The 17,924-nt window shown below is 42.9% G+C and carries 8 protein-coding genes and 1 pseudogene; 4 read left to right on the top strand and 5 right to left on the bottom strand.

Annotated elements, in window-relative coordinates; genetic code table 11:
- Positions 1 to 148: 148 nt before the first annotated feature.
- A complete protein-coding gene (locus V7L07_RS19125; protein ID WP_335060452.1) occupies positions 149 to 820 on the bottom strand; it encodes a LuxR C-terminal-related transcriptional regulator in 672 nt (223 codons plus the stop codon).
- A 100-nt stretch (positions 821 to 920) separates the two neighbouring features.
- On the opposite strand from V7L07_RS19125, the gene V7L07_RS19120 reads away from it, so the two are divergent.
- The 4 genes from V7L07_RS19120 (at position 921) to V7L07_RS19105 (ending at position 5,940) form a co-directional block, all read left to right on the top strand.
- Entirely contained in the window at positions 921 to 1,577 is a 657-nt protein-coding gene (locus V7L07_RS19120; protein ID WP_335060451.1) for a DUF3386 domain-containing protein, read from the top strand.
- A 154-nt stretch (positions 1,578 to 1,731) separates the two neighbouring features.
- Positions 1,732 to 2,241 carry a HugZ family pyridoxamine 5'-phosphate oxidase gene (locus V7L07_RS19115; RefSeq protein WP_335060449.1) on the top strand — a complete coding sequence of 170 codons (510 nt, stop codon included), beginning with the start codon at positions 1,732 to 1,734 and terminating at the stop codon, positions 2,239 to 2,241.
- A 244-nt stretch (positions 2,242 to 2,485) separates the two neighbouring features.
- Positions 2,486 to 3,370: an alpha/beta fold hydrolase gene (locus tag V7L07_RS19110; protein WP_335060447.1), complete on the top strand. Its 885-nt coding sequence runs from the start codon at positions 2,486 to 2,488 to the stop codon at positions 3,368 to 3,370.
- A gap of 263 nt (positions 3,371 to 3,633) precedes the next feature.
- A complete protein-coding gene (locus V7L07_RS19105; RefSeq protein WP_335060445.1) occupies positions 3,634 to 5,940 on the top strand; it encodes an FAD/NAD(P)-binding protein in 2,307 nt (768 codons plus the stop codon).
- Between the two features lie 85 nt (positions 5,941 to 6,025).
- Here V7L07_RS19105 and V7L07_RS19100 read toward each other — a convergent pair whose 3' ends face one another.
- From V7L07_RS19100 to V7L07_RS19085, 4 genes and pseudogenes are all read right to left on the bottom strand, one after another.
- The gene (locus V7L07_RS19100) at positions 6,026 to 8,776 is read right to left on the bottom strand and encodes a zinc-dependent metalloprotease (RefSeq protein ID WP_335060443.1); all 2,751 of its coding nucleotides are present in this window, start codon (positions 8,774 to 8,776) and stop codon (positions 6,026 to 6,028) included.
- A gap of 906 nt (positions 8,777 to 9,682) precedes the next feature.
- Positions 9,683 to 9,847: a hypothetical protein gene (locus tag V7L07_RS19095; protein WP_335060441.1), complete on the bottom strand. Its 165-nt coding sequence runs from the start codon at positions 9,845 to 9,847 to the stop codon at positions 9,683 to 9,685.
- Positions 9,848 to 9,958: 111 nt separating this feature from the next.
- Complete coding sequence (locus tag V7L07_RS19090; RefSeq protein ID WP_335060439.1) at positions 9,959 to 12,631, bottom strand: alkaline phosphatase family protein; 2,673 nt, start codon at positions 12,629 to 12,631, stop codon at positions 9,959 to 9,961.
- 414 nt (positions 12,632 to 13,045) lie between these two features.
- Positions 13,046 to 17,662: pseudogene (locus tag V7L07_RS19085) on the bottom strand (esterase-like activity of phytase family protein); the annotation flags it as partial.
- Positions 17,663 to 17,924 lie beyond the last annotated feature (262 nt).

The following is a 17,924-nucleotide window of genomic DNA, read 5'->3' as shown; positions in this document are numbered from 1 at the left end:
CAAAAAATAAAACTGTCAAAAACAAAAGTTTTTATTTAAATTAGCTCAACAATCTTATAGCAATCCTATTTGATTTGCAAATACCACAAGACTTAGATCCCTGACTTCTTAAAGAAATCGGGGATCTTATTTATTTATTGGTATATATTTATGAAACTTGTATATCTTGTAGCTTTGCCACCATTTCTGCACGCGCCGAAACCTTCAACTTCCGAAACATCCTTTTTAAGGCTTGTTTAACGGAATTTTGAGTAATCCAGAGTTTTTCCCCAATTTCGGCATTCGTTAACCCTTGCGCCACCAAATCGGCAATTTCTAACTCACGCGCTGTTAAAGGACTCACTAAAAGGGAATTGAATATTTTGGGTTTTGTGCGTAGGGTTGCCATTTTTGCTGATAAATGAATGCATAAAGCGCTCAAGTCAGCTAAATCGTTGCCATTAAAGGCCGGATTTCCCTTGTCACGAGCCAAGTTAAGAGTGCCCACAAGACGACCATCGCAAACAATTGGCCCAGTCATGACGTGTTCGTGATCGGAACGCGAACAAAAATGCTTCCAGTCTCCTGGTGATAATAATAGCTGCTCATGGGCGGGAGCATGACGCTCAACCACGTAACGCCCCACTGGATTGCTTTCTAAGCATACTGCTGGGATGCCTGAAAGATTAATCTCAGTGCTTGGCTGCTCATCTAGGAGATAAATACCCCAATTTTGCACGCCAAAATGCTCGCTAATTTTATCGGTGAGAGCGAGTCTTAACTCTTGCTCATTCTGGACATTAGCGATCGCATGAAATACAGCGTGTAGAGAATTAGCCATAAGTGTACCCAGTTGGGGACTATCCAAGCCTCAACAATTACTTCTATGCTAATACCAACGAAACTAAAACGCTAATTACAGTAGCGACTAGGAGAAGCACATGACAGTTACACAACTCTCTGCTCAGGAACTTTTCCGGGCTGCTTATGAAAACCGCTATACTTGGGACAAGAATTTTCCCGGTTATACCGCAAATATTACCTTTAAGCATGATGATCAAGTGTTTACAGGCAAAGTTATCATCACTGCCAATCTGAAAGCCGAAGTTTTGGATGTAGATGACGAGTCAGCCCAGAAAGCAATTCATGGCCAAGCTTGGGAGATCGCAATTCACCGCGTCCGCCGCAGCTTTGAAGATACCCACAGCGCCAATACTTTTAGCTATGGTAAAACTGACGAAACTGGTGCGGTTGAGCTTTTAATGGGTGGTAAGGCTGAGGGCGATAAATACAAAGTCCGCAATAATGAAGTCTGCCATGTTCATCGTCTAATTCACGGTACTTTTGTGACAATTGACACCTTTAGCAGCCATGATACTGGTGAAGGCTATCTGTCACACCGCTATGACTCTGTGTACCATGACCCCAAAACTGGGGAACAAAAGGGCGGTAGAAGCGAATTTATTGATGAGTATGAAAAAGTTGGTGACTATTTCATTCTAAATCGTCGGGAGATTCGCACCGAGACCGCAGGAGAAGTTTCTACTCAGGAATTTATCTTTTCTGACATCAAATTGTTGGAACCTGTTGCAGCTTAAGCTGTATTCTATAATCAATCGAAAAATTAGCGATCGCTCTTTAGTTAAAGGGAGCGATCGCTTTTATTTTTTGGACATTCTCTGGCTCGTAGACATCGCTCAAATCACGTTACCATACTTAATTAGGTATAGCTAATCAAGCGGTAATTTACTTATGAGTCAACTTGAAAACATTCAAGCTGAGTATGAAAAGTTTCCTGAAGCATTTGAGAGTGTAATCATTAGCACCGTGAGCGCCCAGGCAATACCCAATGCTAGTTATGCTCCCTTTGTAATGGATGATTCCAAAAATATCTACATTTACGTCAGTGGTCTTTCGATTCATACCAAAAATCTCTATGCTAATCCTCATATTAGTGTCTTGTTTATCGAGGATGAAGCTAAGAGTAATCTAATTTTTGCCCGTCGTCGTTTGAGTTTTGATTGTACGGCAAGTTTGATAGAGCGTGAAACTGACAATTGGAATCAAATTGTTGAGCAATTTCAAGAGCGGTTTGGTCAAATTATCGAGGTTTTGCGAGGCTTGTCTGACTTTCGGATTTTCCGGCTAACTCCCAGTGAAGGTCGTTTTGTAGTTGGTTTTGGGGGAGCTTATCATATTAGTGGTGATAACCTCCATCAACTTGTGCAAATCACAGGAGATGCTGACAAAAAGCAAGGATGAATTATGAATTATCAATTATCAATTAGCAAATATACCTGGCGATTATTTATTGCTCTTGATTTCTCTGATTGGAGTCCGTTGAAACGGACTTGAGCTATTAGCCTGAAATTTATTTCAGGGCGGGAAAGGAACGCCAAATCAATGTTTTAGGGCTGAGGGGTCAAACCCATCGTGAATTGACCAACAGTCTCATTCTATTCGCCAGGTCTAGAGGTATTTTTACTAAACTAAACTTTTTAATTTTATGCTTCAGTTTCAACCTCCTGGCTTTGGACATAAAATCATCCATACATCCTTGGGGGCAATGGTTTACTATACTCAAACAAATGCACCTTGGGCGTTCGCTGACACTGAAGATTTACCCCCACTACTGTTTCTCCATAACCTTGGTGGTGGCGCGTCTGCTTATGAATGGTCTAAAGTTTACCCAGCTTTTGCCTCTAATTACCGCATTTTAGCCCCCGATCTCATCGGCTGGGGAGAATCGGCCCATCCAGTCCGGGATTATAAAATTAGGGATTATCTCAGCACGATCGCAGAGTTTATCATCCAAACTTGTCGCCAGCCTGTGACGGTGGTAGCCTCGTCTCTCACAGCCGCTTTTGCGATCCGCCTCGCTATTGTTCAACCCAATTTATTTAAAGCATTGTTTTTAGTTTCCCCCTCTGGATTTGATGATTTTGGAGAGGGTGCTGGACGCAGACTTCCCCTTTCGGTAATCAATACGCCTCTGTTGGACAATTTTATTTATATGCTTGGGGCTGAAAATGAAATTGCAGTCCGCAATTTTTTAGAAAGTTTTCTCTTTGCTAAGTCACAACGACTATCCCCAGAGATTGTACAGGCTTATTTAACTTCTGCACAACAGCCTAATGCCAAATTTGCCGCCTTGGCTTTTTTGCGGGGCGATCTTTACTTTGACTTGAGTTTATATATTCAACAACTGACAATTCCCACCGTCATTTTTTGGGGAGAGAAAGCACAATTTACTAACATCAAATTAGGGCAACGCTTGGCAAATTTAAATCCCAGGGCAATTCGAGATTTTATTGCGATCGCAGATGCCGGGATATTACCTCATTTGGAAATTCCAGAAGTTTTTATTGGTCTATTGCAGCGATATCTTTAAGAGTTAGGAACGTGGATTAAATAAGATGCAAAATTTCCTTCATCCTGTCTCTAGCTTCCCTCTCCAATATATCGGAGAGGGATTGAGGGTGAGGTAAACTAGGGACATAAATTGTATGTTATTTAATTTTTATTCCTTAGGACACATTTTCATGGTCAAGTTAAAATAAACAACCACTGGAATAATACACCAAAAAACCGATAGGTATATAGTATTTAAATTAATTGAGAAAATAGTTACCATACACTCTATTTAGCACTGTGATGCATTCTAATGTCCTGATAGCACATCCTTCAACCACCACGATCGCCCTGGTTGGCGCTGGCTTTAGTGGTTCTCTAGTAGCGGCTCACCTATTAAAAACTGCCAACCGCCCCTTGTTGATTAAACTAATTGAGCGCAGTCACGACATTGGCAAGGGAGTTGCCTACAGCACCGACACCATTAGCCATTTGCTGAATGTATCCGCAGGCAAGATGAGTGCCTTTCCCGATGATCCCAGTCATCTGCTGCGGTGGTTAAACTATAACCGCAGTGAGTTGGCGGCATTTCTGCCCAGCGATTTGAATGCCAGCAGCTTTATTCCCCGTCAGATATTCGGGCTTTATATCCAGTCGATTTTGGAGGAAGCTGAAGCCACGGCATCAAGTAACGTCCGACTGGAGCGCGTTATTGATGAAGTGGTGGCAGTGGAGCCACAAGCCAAAGGTGCGATCGTCTCCTTGAGTAGCAGCCGTACTTTTGTGGCAGACAAAATTGTATTGGCTCTGGGAAATGCACCTTCCGCCCCTCCTGGATCGCAATCCTCTGAGGATAATGACACTCCCTACCTGCGTCATGCCTGGTCAGCCGAGGCCTTGGCAGAGCTTGAGCCGGATGCAGCTGTATTGCTAATTGGTACTGGACTGACGATGGTGGATATGGTGGTGTCACTCCACAGTCGCAACCATCGGGGTAAAATTTATGCCGTGTCTCGCCGGGGCTTGTTTCCGCTACCGCATCAATCGACTAAACCCTACCCCGCATTTTTGACCCCAGATACCGCTCCGAAAACAGTTCGGGGCTTGCTGCGGCGCATTCGCCGTGAGGTGCAGACGGCGGTAGTGCAGGGTTACAACTGGCGATCGGTGATTGATTCCCTGCGTCCCATCACTCAACAACTCTGGCAACAACTACCCCGCGTGGAGCAAAAACGGCTTTTGCGCCATGCTACTCCCTATTGGGATGTGCATCGGCATCGAATTGCCCCCGAAATTGGCAAAGTTGTCCAGGCAATGCTGGATTCTGGGCAACTAACTATTACCGCCGGGCGGATTCAGGATTATCAAACAACACCTAACGCGGTGGCTGTAACCGTTCGCCAACGCCAAACGCAAAGGAATCAAGTCTTGCAAGTCAGCCGCGTAGTAAATTGCACTGGGGTACAGGCAAATTATCAGCGATCGCCCCAATCCCTAATTGCCAATTTACGCACCCAAGGATTGATCCGCCCCAACGATATCGGCTTGGGTTTGGATACTGCCCCTGATGGTGCTGTATTAGATGCTCAGGGCAAACGTTCAAGCTTATTCTATACCTTGGGCACTCCACGCAAAGGCAATTTGTGGGAAACGATCGCTGTCCCCGAACTGCGTGAACAAGCTCAGGTATTGGCAGCAACGGTGTTGCAGTCGCTACCAGTGCGGGTACGTCCCGTTTCGCCCATTTCTCGCGCCACTGAACAAGATGAAAGCAACCTTCGAGCCGCTATACCCCAGTCAACGCTATTGTTTCGCCAATTTTTTGACCCAGAATCCAGTACTTACACTTATCTGATTGCAGACAGTCAGACAAAAGATGCGGTGCTGGTAGATACAGTATTAGAGCAGGTTGAACGTGATTTACAAGTGCTGGATGACTTGGGGTTGAGTCTCCGCTACTGTTTGGAAACTCACATCCATGCTGACCATATCACTGGTGCTGGTAAACTGAGACAGCAAACAGGTTGTCAGGTAATAGTGCCCCAAAATGCCACTGCTAAGTCTGCGGATCACTCCCTTAGCGATCGCGAAACCTTAATTGTGGGAGCGGTGCGGATTGAGGCGATCGCTACACCAGGGCACACCGACAGCCATCTAGCTTATTTAGTCAACAATACCCATCTGTTAACGGGGGATGCCTTATTGATTCGCGGCTGTGGACGCACAGACTTTCAATCGGGCGATGCGGGTACTCTGTACGATACAGTGACGCAACAGTTATTTACTCTCGCAGAGGAAACCCAGGTTTATCCTGCCCATGACTACAAAGGGCGAACCATTTCCACTATTGGCGAAGAAAAACGCCTCAATCCCCGATTTGCCAATCGCACCCGCGATCAATTTATCGCCATTATGAGCCATCTGGGTTTGAGCTATCCCAAAAAGATGAACGAAGCCGTACCCGCCAATGAATACTGTGGCGATTTCATACCGGAAGGAAGTCTAAGCAATGGCACGACTTTGACGATTGATGTAGATCGTGAAAAAGTAGAACAAACGCTATCAACCAATACTGAAATTTATGAGGACTACTTTGCCATGTATATTTAGTGAGTGCTGAGTAGTGAGTGCTGAGTGCTGAGTAGTGAGTGATGGAGATGAAGGAGAAATAACTCCTGCCCCCTGCCCCCTGTTGCTACCTAGAAAGTAACTGCGAGTTTAATGCTTTAGTGATGCGATCGCCAGAAGCTTCTAAGTGGGCTAAGGTGTAAATATCAAGACTTTCACCAATTTGTTTGAGTCTGACATCAATGGCTTTTTGCAGTTGGCGCAATTCATGCCAAGCTAATGTTCGCCCATCTTCAGGTGTATTGGTAATACCCAACATCATCTGGAGCAAAATATTTAGATATTCTCGTTGCAATGAACGGCGGATACTAGAAATTGGCTTTGGTTCTCCGGGGGTGAAAACTTCTGTCCAGATGCCTGTTTGCAGGGTGTCTAAAAGTTCTGGAATGGAAAGAGCTTGCCCAGGTAGAGTTTTTAATTCTATATCTTGTAAACGATTTAGGCGATCGCTGTCTAATAGCGATCGCAATATCGAACTTTGGAAACTCAAAATGCGATCGTGAATTGGATAATCAAGGCGGTTGTTCGGTGCAGGACTACCCCAATGTTCCCAGCGCGACGGTGCTAGTTGATTCAGCAATTGGGGTGAAAAGCTGAAAGCATTCTCAGCAAATACATACTCTTGCAATTTTGTCAACGCCTGACGTTGTTTTAAAAGTGAAACTGGTACAAATGTCCAAGCAGCATCATCATTAGTATGGAGACGCTGAAACGATTGTCCACCAATGTATTTAGAAAGTAAGGTGGCGTTCCGAAAATAATATTTAAGTACTCGATTGAATTTCAAACGTAGATTACTATAGCTTTCTCCTTTCGATAGATAACCCTTGTCAAGGCGCTGCCACATAAAACGAGCATTATCCATTTGCCACTGCGAATAAACCAGCACATCACTACTCATATCCCAGACATTTGCCAAAGGATTGATGTCCCAAATATCCTCATCAGTTGCGTAAGATAATTCTGGTTGAGGCGACGCTAGTGCAATTTGATCTAAAAAACTTTTTTCTGATTCTGGAATAATCGCCTCAAGCGCTGCTGATGGTTTCCTTTTATAACCATACTCAATAGCCCATTCGTCATAAGGGCCAACAACTCCGGGGAAATAGTCACCTTGCTGTACTCCCTGTGGTGCTATATTCACAGGTAGATAGTCCATTACCGAACCCACTAAACCTTTGGTGTGAGTGATTTCAGTATTATTTAATTCTTCAGGCGCTAACATGGTGCTGCCGTGAAAGTTGTGGCGCAAACCCAGAGTATGCCCGACTTCGTGAGCAATAATCGAACGCAAATATTGATGCACATACTCCTTCATTGTTTCACTACTGGGTGTAGCATTTGGCAAAATTGACAACGCCAGCGCCCCTATAGCTGCTTGATTTGAAGACTCCACACCATAGCAGAACTCAGAGGAAAAAAGGGCAGGGGAAGATAACGCAAAGAATCTATCCACGAATTTCCTCACGTTCTTATGTTCTCCTGTCTTTTCTTGACATGGGTTTGTTCCTAGTGATGAATTAACTTCCATCAGTGCGTGATATTCTTGCTGAACTAAACGCACCATATTGGCATCTACGATGATATCTGCATCCAATATTTCCCCAGTGAATGGGTTGACACGCATTGGCCCTCTAGCAAAACCTGCATCTAAAGAATTGAACCAGCGAATAGTATTGTAATGTACATCGGCTGGCTTCCAATCAGCATCATCTGGCATTTGCTGCACTTCAATGGCATTTTGAAATCCGGCTTTTTCAAATGCTTTGTTCCACATCAAAACGCCTTCACGAATCGCATCGCGGTACTCTAGGGGTACAGCATTTTCAATCCAATATACAATTGGCTTTTTGGGTGGAGACAAGGGGGCATTTGGATCGGATGGTTCTAGATACCAGCGATTGATGTAACGTACATAAGATTCGTGAGGATTCTTATTAGAGAAATCTTGGAAAGCAGTAATAAAATATCCCACTCTGTCATCGGCAAGTCTGGGAATATAACCATTGTTTTCTCTCAATTGAGAAAAACTGTAGTGTACCTTCAAAGTCAGCGCCCTGCTATCGGGTACAGTAACTAAATTCGATCCTTCTAGTGATGAAAAACCATAAATAGAATCAATCTCTACGTTTTCCGGGAAGCTGTTAACATCACCAAAATATGATTTGCGTGCATCTAAGCGATAATCAGCCTGCAAAGAATATTTCAATAGGGGAGTTAATCCCGGAAAATCCTGCATTAGTAGTTCATTCAGTTCGATCAGAATATTTTCATTCTTTGGATCGATAGTAGCTATTTGGAGTGAATAAAGAACGGAATCGCTAAATGAACGAGCAAGCGATCGCTGTTCTGCTTTACTTTCTGTACGGAATTTAACATTTCGCACAACAAAATGCAATCTATTGTTTACGCGTTGGAAGTAGAAGATAAAATCTGAAAGAGGTAATCCACTATAAATCCCACTTTCCCCAACGCCAGATTCCAATGTCACTATTGCTAGGTAGTCTTTATTTAGCTGCTCTGGTTTAAGTTCTAAGTAGATTTTGCCTGAATCCTCACTACAATATAGTGTGAAGAGTCCCTCTAGTTTATCAATCCTATTCACAATGCCATTAAATCGGCAAAAATCTTCCTTTTTAATCTCAGTCAGATTATTGTCAGGACTTGCTAAGTTTTCAACTTCTGGGCGTGCATTTAGTTGCTGTACATCAGGATGAGAAATATTTGGAAGTTCGTTTGCTTCTGCGTAATCAGTTGATAGTAACAAGCCATACAGTAATACTATACAGATTGCTAATTTCGTTATCCAGTATTTCATCCTTTGGCTTTCCACCTGAAGCAGTTCTCATATTAAGGAAAAATGTCGAGTAGTTTTTCGTCTATAAGCCCTTTTAATATCTAGGGATTACGATATAAACCCACTCAGTCAGATAAACAATGCCTCTAGTACAGCACAGCAGAAACACAGCTACCATCTCAATTAACAGACAAGTTGATCGAGCAACTTGTTAAAGGTAGGCAAAATTCCGTCACAGCGTACTAGCTAAAAGTTATGTGACTATTGATTGTTATTAGTAACTCTTTAGAAATTGTCCATGAAGAATCTATGTCTTAAGATAGACAATTTTTACGACTAAAGATATATGTTTTTTTACTTCTACCTGTATTAAAAACCAAATGTAGCATTAAAAATGTATTTGGTGCTACATTTGGCAGTTGAAGGAATCTCAAGCCTGATTTATAAACCAAGAGGAAGATTTCTGAGAAAGCTATTATTAAGCAGATAAATACTTTTTTCGGATGAATTTTGGAAATTTATGCTAATCTCAACCGTTTCCTTGCATCCTCAATTATTCTCAATGGTTTTTAAAGCGTTATTACAACAAAAAATCAGCATTTTTGCCTAGTTATCGCCCTTTCACCAGGTTGATGAAAATTGCTTTGATTTGTTAGCCAAGATGGGATAGAGCAATCTATTGCGGTTTTCGTTTGGATGCAGGACACAGCATTGCTGATTGGTGTCAACTTAACGTGAAAGCTAGCCTAGAACTAGCTTTTAGATTGCCTCGTTCCCAGTCGGAGACTGGGAACGCTCGTCGTTGAGGCTCCGCCTCTCTTACTAGCGGTAGAGCCACCAGGAGCAGCATTTCCAGTCGGAGGCTGTAAACTAGGTTTTAAAGGAGTTTCAGCTTAAGTTGACACCAATGGTCTGTATTCTATGCAATTAAGAACCGCTATAGTCAACTACAAACTGATTTTGAGTAATTGGCTGTTTTGTATAGTTATTTTTCCAAACTGATTCGCTTGTAGCAAGGGATTCAGCCCTGATTTTATGCAATTTAAATGGTTTAACTTTGCGATCGTGTTTATTTTGTAGTTCATTAGTCATTAGTACCAATGACTAATAACTAAATCGGCGGGCGGCTATCCCGGACACCCCTCTTGTTGGGATAGGATTCCCGCCGATTTTCGTTGAATCTAAGCTGTAATCATCTTTTGGCTAAACGACACTAGCAGAAAAAACGAAATCATTTGCTGTCAGGCTAGTTGATGTAATTCCCAGTAATGAAGCTAACTCTGTGTTTCCGGTTTTCACAATAGTATCGCTACCCTGTTGTAACAGTGTTAAAGCACTAAACTGAGTAATACCAACACCGCCAAGCCCGATTTTATCAATACCGATCGCAAAATCAGTCACAATGTTTTTGCTCGTTGGCAGACTGGCATTAGCAATCCAGAATTGGTCAATACCAGTACCACCAGTCAGGCTATTACTACCCCCTTGACCAGCAAATAGCACATCATCACCATCGCCACCAAAGAGTGAATCGTTCACGCCAGAGAAGAGTTTGTCATCCCCAGAACCACCGTAGAGACGGTTATTACTACCGTTACTGGTAAGAGTGTCGTTACCTGAGCCACCGAAGGATAATTGACGCGAACCTTCAACTACTGTCAAAGTATCATTTCCTGCTGCCCCAAACAAATTATTACTACCACCGGCTTCAACTACGGTAACTTGATCATCACCAGCACCACCATCAGTACTAGTATTGTTAGCAGGGCCATTTGCGCCAATCAAGACTTGATCGTTACCGTCTCCTGTGGACACTGAGGAGCTACTGCCGACCACCACCGTATCATCACCGCTTCCAGTCTGGATTGTGTTACCTTTATTACCCTCTACAAAGTCTGCTCCATCACCTGCAAATAAGGTTTGATTTGGCTTGAGAGTCACATCATCGCTACTGGTAGAACCAAATTGAAGGTCTAATGTTGTTAATCCAACAGTGCGACCATCAAACCCTGCGGCTGTAAAGTAATGAGTATTGCCTACACTCTGAGAATCAAGAATTGTTGCTTGACCATTAGTAGTTTCTTCTGAAGTTAAGACTTCTCTCGTGGAGGGAACTACATCCGGGCCTCCCACTAATGCTTCTGTAATGGCACGACCTTTCAAATCGCCATTACTGGGAATATTTAACCCCAGAATCCGAGCAAGTGTAGGTGTGACATCAGCATTACTGACGGGTGCATAGTCTACATAGCCTTGTTTAAAATCAGGGCCAATCGCCTCCATGTTATTGAAGGTATCACCTCGACCAAAGCTGCCATGCATTCCCTGACCTTGCTGCAAAGTTGTATCAGCAATTTCTACTTGAGCTTGAGGGTTGTTTGGGTTATTTGGGTCGGTGCTAAAGGTTTTGAAGTTAATCACAATAGATGGAACTGGTGTTTGAGCATCACCTTGTAGCCCGATCGCACTTAGAGGTAAAGCACCTGGGATATTTCCATAGGCATCGTCTACAAAAATACCACTGATGTAGTCTTTCTGTGAGAGCAAATTCACTACCTGTTTAGCGAAGTCAGCATTGCCATTGGGTAAATAAATCAGGTCAGAACCACCATTGGCAGCTACAACTATCTTTGCGCCTGAGTCGAGTTGACCATTAATTACCTGACCTGTACCACCAATTACCCCATTCCCAGAAATAGAATGTTGACCTTTTGTGGCATCAACAGTCGCATACTGGATGTGGTTTAGGTCTGGCGGGAGGGACGTAGGGTTAGGATCGTATAAAGGTAGACCTAAATCGTGAGCCAAATCAATCGCCACAAAACCTACTGGTAGAAATCCCGGATTTACGTCCGCATAAGTTTGGGTGGCAGCATAACTTGTAGTTTTTGTGCCTTGGCTATCAATAGCTTGTTTGCTGATGGTAGAAAAACCGTGGTCGGAAGTAATAAAGACATCAGTAGTCTTGTCTAAGCCTGTACTCTTGAGATAATCAAGAAGCTGCTTTAAATTATCATCAGCATTTTTGACCCCAGCTTTTGAAGTTGCACCATTGATACCTGGTGTCAAGGTGTTTAAGCTATCACCTTGATTGTGTTGACTACCATCGGGATCTCTTGACCAGTAAACCAATGCGAATGGTTTACCATCTTCCTGAAACTTGGGTAAAATTACCTTGGTTGTGGCATCTGCAAAGTATTGTTGTTGAGCCACATTGGCATTCAGGGTGCCAGGAGTTGTATTGTTACCAGCTGGCTGGACTCGCGTTGTCGGTTTTACATCTAAACCCGCAGCTTGTAAGCGAGCAACAATATCTGGATCGAGAGGAACAGCAGAAGGTGAACCTGCGGCTGTATTCGGCGGTGTCGCACCATTTGTACTGTCATCAATAATTATTGTATCGGGAGTAGGAATAGTACCTGTAGTAACACCTTCTCGGTTAACTTGTGTGACATCTTGGATGGCAACTGGCCCTAATTTACCAACTGCTGCCGTGTTGAAACCCTGCGATCGCGCGTAAGCTAGAAGTGACTCTTCATTTAAAAAGTTATTACCAGGAAACTTTTCATCAATATCCCCCAGAACCGCATCATTTTCAATGAATGGCGTAACACTACCATTGGCATTAGGACTGGGAAAACCAGTGTAGATAGTGTTACTAAAGTCACCTGTATCACCAAGATAATGCCCCGTGGCGATCGCAGAAGCATTGGGGGTGGTAAATGTTGGAAACAGCGAATGACTATTGGCGAAAGTAACTCCCTGTTGACGGACACCATATAAAGTTGGGGTATCAGTGGGGTTTATAGAACCGTTACGCAATCCATCTGCAACAAAAATAATGACATTTCTACCGTTGCCATTTGTATCAGCCATGCCTACTACTCCTTAAGTATTGTGAGCTACAGTTAATCGCAGCAATTGGTGAATGTAGTAATGAGCCATTAATTACACTCAACCCAAACAAAAATTATTGGCTACAGAAACCTGAGTAGTATTTGGCAACAAAATGCTTAGTGTCCACACAAATTAGTGCAGACAATTAAATGAACTTAACTTTGGTTACTGTCTCAAAAGATAGTTGTTCCATGTTTAAGGAAAGTTATAAACAAGTTAAGATTTGGGACAAAAAAAGAAGGATATTTATGAATAAAAAGATCCCCGACTTCTTCAAGAAGTCGGGGATCTGAGCAAATCAAATATGATTGCTATATCACTCCCCTGCATTCGCAAAATCGCTACAGCTTAATTAATTTTGAATGTTGAATCTAAGCTGTAATCATCTTTTGGCTAAACGACACTAGCAGAAAAAACGAAATCATTTGCTGTCAGGCTAGTTGATGTAATTCCCAGTAATGAAGCTAACTCTGTGTTTCCGGTTTTCACGATAGTATCGCTACCCTGTTGTAACAGTGTTAAAGCACTAAACTGAGTAATACCAACACCGCCAAGCCCGATTTTATCAATGCCGATCGCAAAATCAGTCACAATGTTTTTGCTCGTTGGCAGACTGGCGTTAGCAATCCAGAATTGGTCAACACCAGTACCACCAGTCAGGCTATTACTACCCCCTTGACCAGCAAATAACACATCATCACCATCGCCACCAAATAGCGAGTCATTGGCATTGGAGAAGAGTTTATCGTCGCCAGAACCACCGTAGAGACGGTTATTGCTACCGCCACTGGTAAGTGTATCGTTACCTGAGCCACCAAATAATGATTGACGAGAACCTTCAATTACTGAGAGATTATCATCACCTGCCGCTCCAAGTAAATTATTACTACCACTAGCTTCAACTACGGTAATAACATCATTACCATTACCACCATCGGCAGTAGTATTTTGAGCCGGGCCGTTTTGACCAATAAAGATCCGATCGTTACCCTCTCCGCCGGACACTGAAGAGTCTCTACCGACTAGCACTGTATCATCACCGTTTCCAGTTTGAATTGTGTTACCAGTAGTACCCTCTACAAAATCCGCTCCGTCACCTGTTAATAAGGTTTGATTTGGCTGAACGGTAACATTATCGCCAGTAGTGGAGCCAAAATTAATTGCTTCAGGTTGTGGTTGACCTAAGCCAGGAGCAAGATTAAGCGGCTTCTCCAACTTCAGCAGTAGAATTTCATTGTTGTCTATGACTGGATTTTGAGGATCATTCCCCGGACGACCTGTAGAGAAAGGATAGTTGTTATCATTGGCTACCAAAATGGTATTTTTGTCAACAACTAGAACATTTTCAATGGTTTGGAATGGGAAATCAAAGGTGGTCTTACCGTCCCCATTCAGGTCGTTGGGGTCTTTGATGTTTAACAAGTCTGCAACTTCTTCTTTCGCTACATAGCCATTAGAATCTGTCTTAGACAAGTCTATTTTGTAAATCCTCTTAAATTTAGCCGCAGCGCCTTGATTGTTATCCCGTTCAATGACCAGGTACTCATTGTCATTAATGACTGCTAAATCCCCGATAGAATTTGACGGATTATCCAATCTGTAGTAGCGTAGCTGATTGCTGTATTTGTGGCTAGCGAGGTCAAATTCGTTAATCCGCAAAGCACCAGGAGTATCGCCTTGAACCGTACCTTCTAGGAGGAAATAGAGCTTGGTTTTGCTGGCGTTAATTGCTCCACCCTCAAAACCTTTGGAACTACCCAAGTTAGCAAAGGCATCACCTGAAAGCACATCGGGATTTTGTGGCGATCGCACTACATTATACTGAGGATTATCTCTGAGTTGATCCCGTACTTCATCCGCGATATCTGGGAAATCACTAAATAGCGCGTCTACGCCTAATTGATAGAACTGCTGAATTTCTAGTGCTAGCTGGCCTTTGTAATCTGCTGCTAAGTATTGATCTTCTGCTCGGAAGGTATAAGGATGAACCTGCAACCCTGCATTATGAGCATCTTGAATTAAGGTAGAGGGAGCTAATGTTGTCTTATCAGCATCATTGACTACTCCATCTCCATTCACATCATCGGCTTTGCCATCACCATTAGCATCAGTACCTTTGACGCTAACAATCATCCGCTTCCAAGGACCAATGCCGTCAGCATAAGTGGCAACTTCAGCCAAGCCTTGGGGTGTTCGCAAGTCGCCATAGGTGCGAGTGTCACCACTTACTTTCAAGTCATAGGGCTGACTTTCTATAATCTTGCCATTGATATCAATGTCACTTGCATCTAGAAGTTGAATCAGTGGAATATCTACCCCTGCCGCAGGCATGATGGTATCATGCAGTTCTTTGAGGTTACTGACTTCAAAGGACTGGATGAAGATGCGACTGGGGTCAGTGAAGTTATTTGCCTTCAGCGTATCAATTAGTAACTGACTGATGTTTCGGTGTATTTTGTCCGTAGTGCCTACATAAGTAGCTTCATTGGCAAAATAGGTTGGATGCTTCGTTTCAGGGTAGATGCCAATCTTTTTACCTGTCTCGGCTTCTACTTGCTTAACCAAATTGATGATTTCTGTGAAGGTAGGAATCTCAAATTGATCGTCAAAGGAATGATCTCTAAAAGGTAGACGTTCTTCTGCGCGCAAAGTCTTGATTTCAGCTAAAGTGAAGTCTTCAGCAAACCAACCTGTAATTGTGTTTCCATCTAAACTTACCGTTTTTTTGCGATCGGCAAACTCTGGATGCTTGTAAACATCTGTGGTTGTATTGTTGAAATTGACAGTGCCATCAGCGTTCAAAACTGCTAAAGCAGGTTCATGGCGAGCAATTAGCACTCCATCTTTTGTTACTACCAAGTCAGGCTCAATGAAGTCAGCACCTCGCGCAATTGCTTGCTTATAAGACTCTAAGGTGTGTTCTGGACGATAGCCACTTGCACCTCTGTGACCAATGACCTTAGGTGCTTCTCCATTTAAAGTTTTGAAATGGTCGGGTGTCGCAATGGGAGCTTCTAACAACTTACCAGTGGCATCAAAATGCAGTAGGTAAGGGCCAAACTCATCTCCAACCCAGATTGTCCCATCTTTATCAAAGACGAATGACTCTACATCAAAGTCTGCACCAGTTAGTAATCTGTCATTAGTTGCTTCGTTAACAATTCCAAAAGGAACTTTGTGGTTAGGGTCAGAAAATTGGATGTAGTCTAAGACTTTAACGCTGCCATCTCCATTTTCTATTCCCTTAAAATTCGGGTCTAGACGATTGATCCGCAGTAGAAAATCTGCACTATTATCTTTGCTACCGTAGCCATTATCTGAGAGGAAGTAGAGAGAGTTGCTGTTAGCAAATTGGACACCGCTAAAACCCTGTATTGGCTGTCCTGGGAAAGGCCCGGTTCTGCCATTGGCGGAAATTCCCTGACCAGAAGTTGGCCCATTACCAAAGGTATCAGCAGGTAATGAAGCAAAACCAACTAACTCAACTTGGGGTATAGGTGTCGCCAGTATAAGTTGACCACCGCGGCTGTGTTCACCATTAAGTACATTCAACTGGTTTGGATCTACACCATTGACTACACCGCTAGCTTGGACATCAAATAAGTAGGAACTGCGACCCAGTTGAGGATTAGAGGCGGCTTCTATAATCCCAGAGCTTTCCCAAGAACCAAGTTCAGTATTAAAGGCAGTACCTTGGGCATTTTGGTCAACTTCAAACAGAGGTTTAATAGTATCGGTGGCAATATCGTAAGACCAAACGCGATCGTTACGCTGTTGGGCATTTATGATTTCCCCACCGCGACCGGCTGTATCCTCTTGGAGTAAGAGTTTGCCATTTCGGTCAACAGTTACGTTGTCGTAGCTTACCCCTGTATTCGGGCCGCCAGTTAGCAACAATTCAAAGTTGTTAATCTCTGCTGTTGGGTCACTTGCATTCAGGCTGAAGCGATAAGCCTTACCAAAAGCATTATCTTCAACATTTGTACCGGGAACTGTATCTGTATTCCCGGTAGTAACAAAGTAGAAAGTACCTGGATTGTTTGGGTCTTCGGTTATATCTTCCAGACGACGGAAGTTTGTAGAACGGAGTACGCCATTATCGCTGCCATTGACCCAATCACTCAGAGAAGTACCATTATTGAGTAGCTCGTCGTCTGAACGGTCTTCTGTACCTTTGGTATTATAAATTGCTGACCGATCGACCTTAGTCCAAGTAGCTTTTACCTTTGTTCCTTCTGCGACAGTTTCGTTGTCATATCCTGTTACCTTCAGGACATACAAATCTCCATCTTTCAAGCCATTGGGGTCTTCTGCTGTCTGATTACCAACGAACATATACAGTTCGCCATCACCATTGTCTTCGGTTGACAGTAAAACTGTTTTACCGGAATTGGTGGCGCGATACTGAGATGCTGCTAGTACGTTTTCTTTGGCGAAGCGACCCAAACCATCTATGGATTGAGCTGTACCATTAGTTGTTATTGCCCAACCTAAACTATTACCATCCTGCTCATCAGCACTAAAGAATATTGGCCCACCTTCAAAGCCGTAAGTTGCTAAGTAGGCTGAACAGAATCTACCAAAGTTAATACCTGTTTGGGTTACAGCATCGGATGTAACTGTAATTTTGCCTAATTCATTACCTTTACTATCAACCGCTTTCTCTATTAGGTCTTTACCACCTACTAGTCTCCAGTTTTTGTCAAATTGCAATAGCGAAATTCTACCGCCTGTAATTTGTCCAGAAATTGTGCTGGAGAAATCTGTTTTGGTAGTGTTACTTAATTCATGGTTGACAAATACATAGTAAGCATCGTCAGTCTCATAAATGCCCAGACCGTCAGGGATGCCTGTAAAAGCATACTTTTCAGTACCACTAGGGACAAAGGAACCAAATTCACCCTCTAGCAATGGGATTTCATCGCCAACTGTCAACAGTTGATTCAGTCTGTAATTTGATCCATCAAGTGCCTGAATATAAGCGGGAGTCGTTGTTCTTCCGTTCTCAATTGCCATAATTTAGAATGTTTTTTGGGTATTTGGATTTAGCTACATCACAAACTATTCAAGTTATCCAATTACATCACTTGGGGAAAAACCACGTTTTTAATAAACTGGAATTATGGGAATATTTCAGAATTAAAAAAGTTTAATTTCAGTAATATTCTGCAATTAATTCCGAGAATACATTTACAAAAAACGTGTTTTTTCAGAGTTGTTGAAAGCTGGAGTAATGAATGATAGTCGTAATTCACTACTAATCTGTGCTATC

It is taken from the genome of Nostoc sp. (assembly GCF_036916985.1).
Lineage (GTDB): Bacteria > Cyanobacteriota > Cyanobacteriia > Cyanobacteriales > Nostocaceae > Nostoc.
This window is presented reverse-complemented; position numbering and strand designations above follow the sequence as displayed.

Bases quoted from the DNA above. Each gene is read 5' to 3' on its own strand.
- V7L07_RS19125 (WP_335060452.1), bottom strand. From the start codon at position 820: ATGGCTAATTCTCTACACGCTGTATTTCATGCGATCGCTAATGTCCAG.
- V7L07_RS19120 (WP_335060451.1), top strand. From the start codon at position 921: ATGACAGTTACACAACTCTCTGCTCAGGAACTTTTCCGGGCTGCTTAT.
- V7L07_RS19115 (WP_335060449.1), top strand. From the start codon at position 1,732: ATGAGTCAACTTGAAAACATTCAAGCTGAGTATGAAAAGTTTCCTGAA.
- V7L07_RS19110 (WP_335060447.1), top strand. From the start codon at position 2,486: ATGCTTCAGTTTCAACCTCCTGGCTTTGGACATAAAATCATCCATACA.
- V7L07_RS19105 (WP_335060445.1), top strand. From the start codon at position 3,634: ATGCATTCTAATGTCCTGATAGCACATCCTTCAACCACCACGATCGCC.
- V7L07_RS19100 (WP_335060443.1), bottom strand. From the start codon at position 8,776: ATGAAATACTGGATAACGAAATTAGCAATCTGTATAGTATTACTGTAT.
- V7L07_RS19095 (WP_335060441.1), bottom strand. From the start codon at position 9,847: ATGACTAATGAACTACAAAATAAACACGATCGCAAAGTTAAACCATTT.
- V7L07_RS19090 (WP_335060439.1), bottom strand. From the start codon at position 12,631: ATGGCTGATACAAATGGCAACGGTAGAAATGTCATTATTTTTGTTGCA.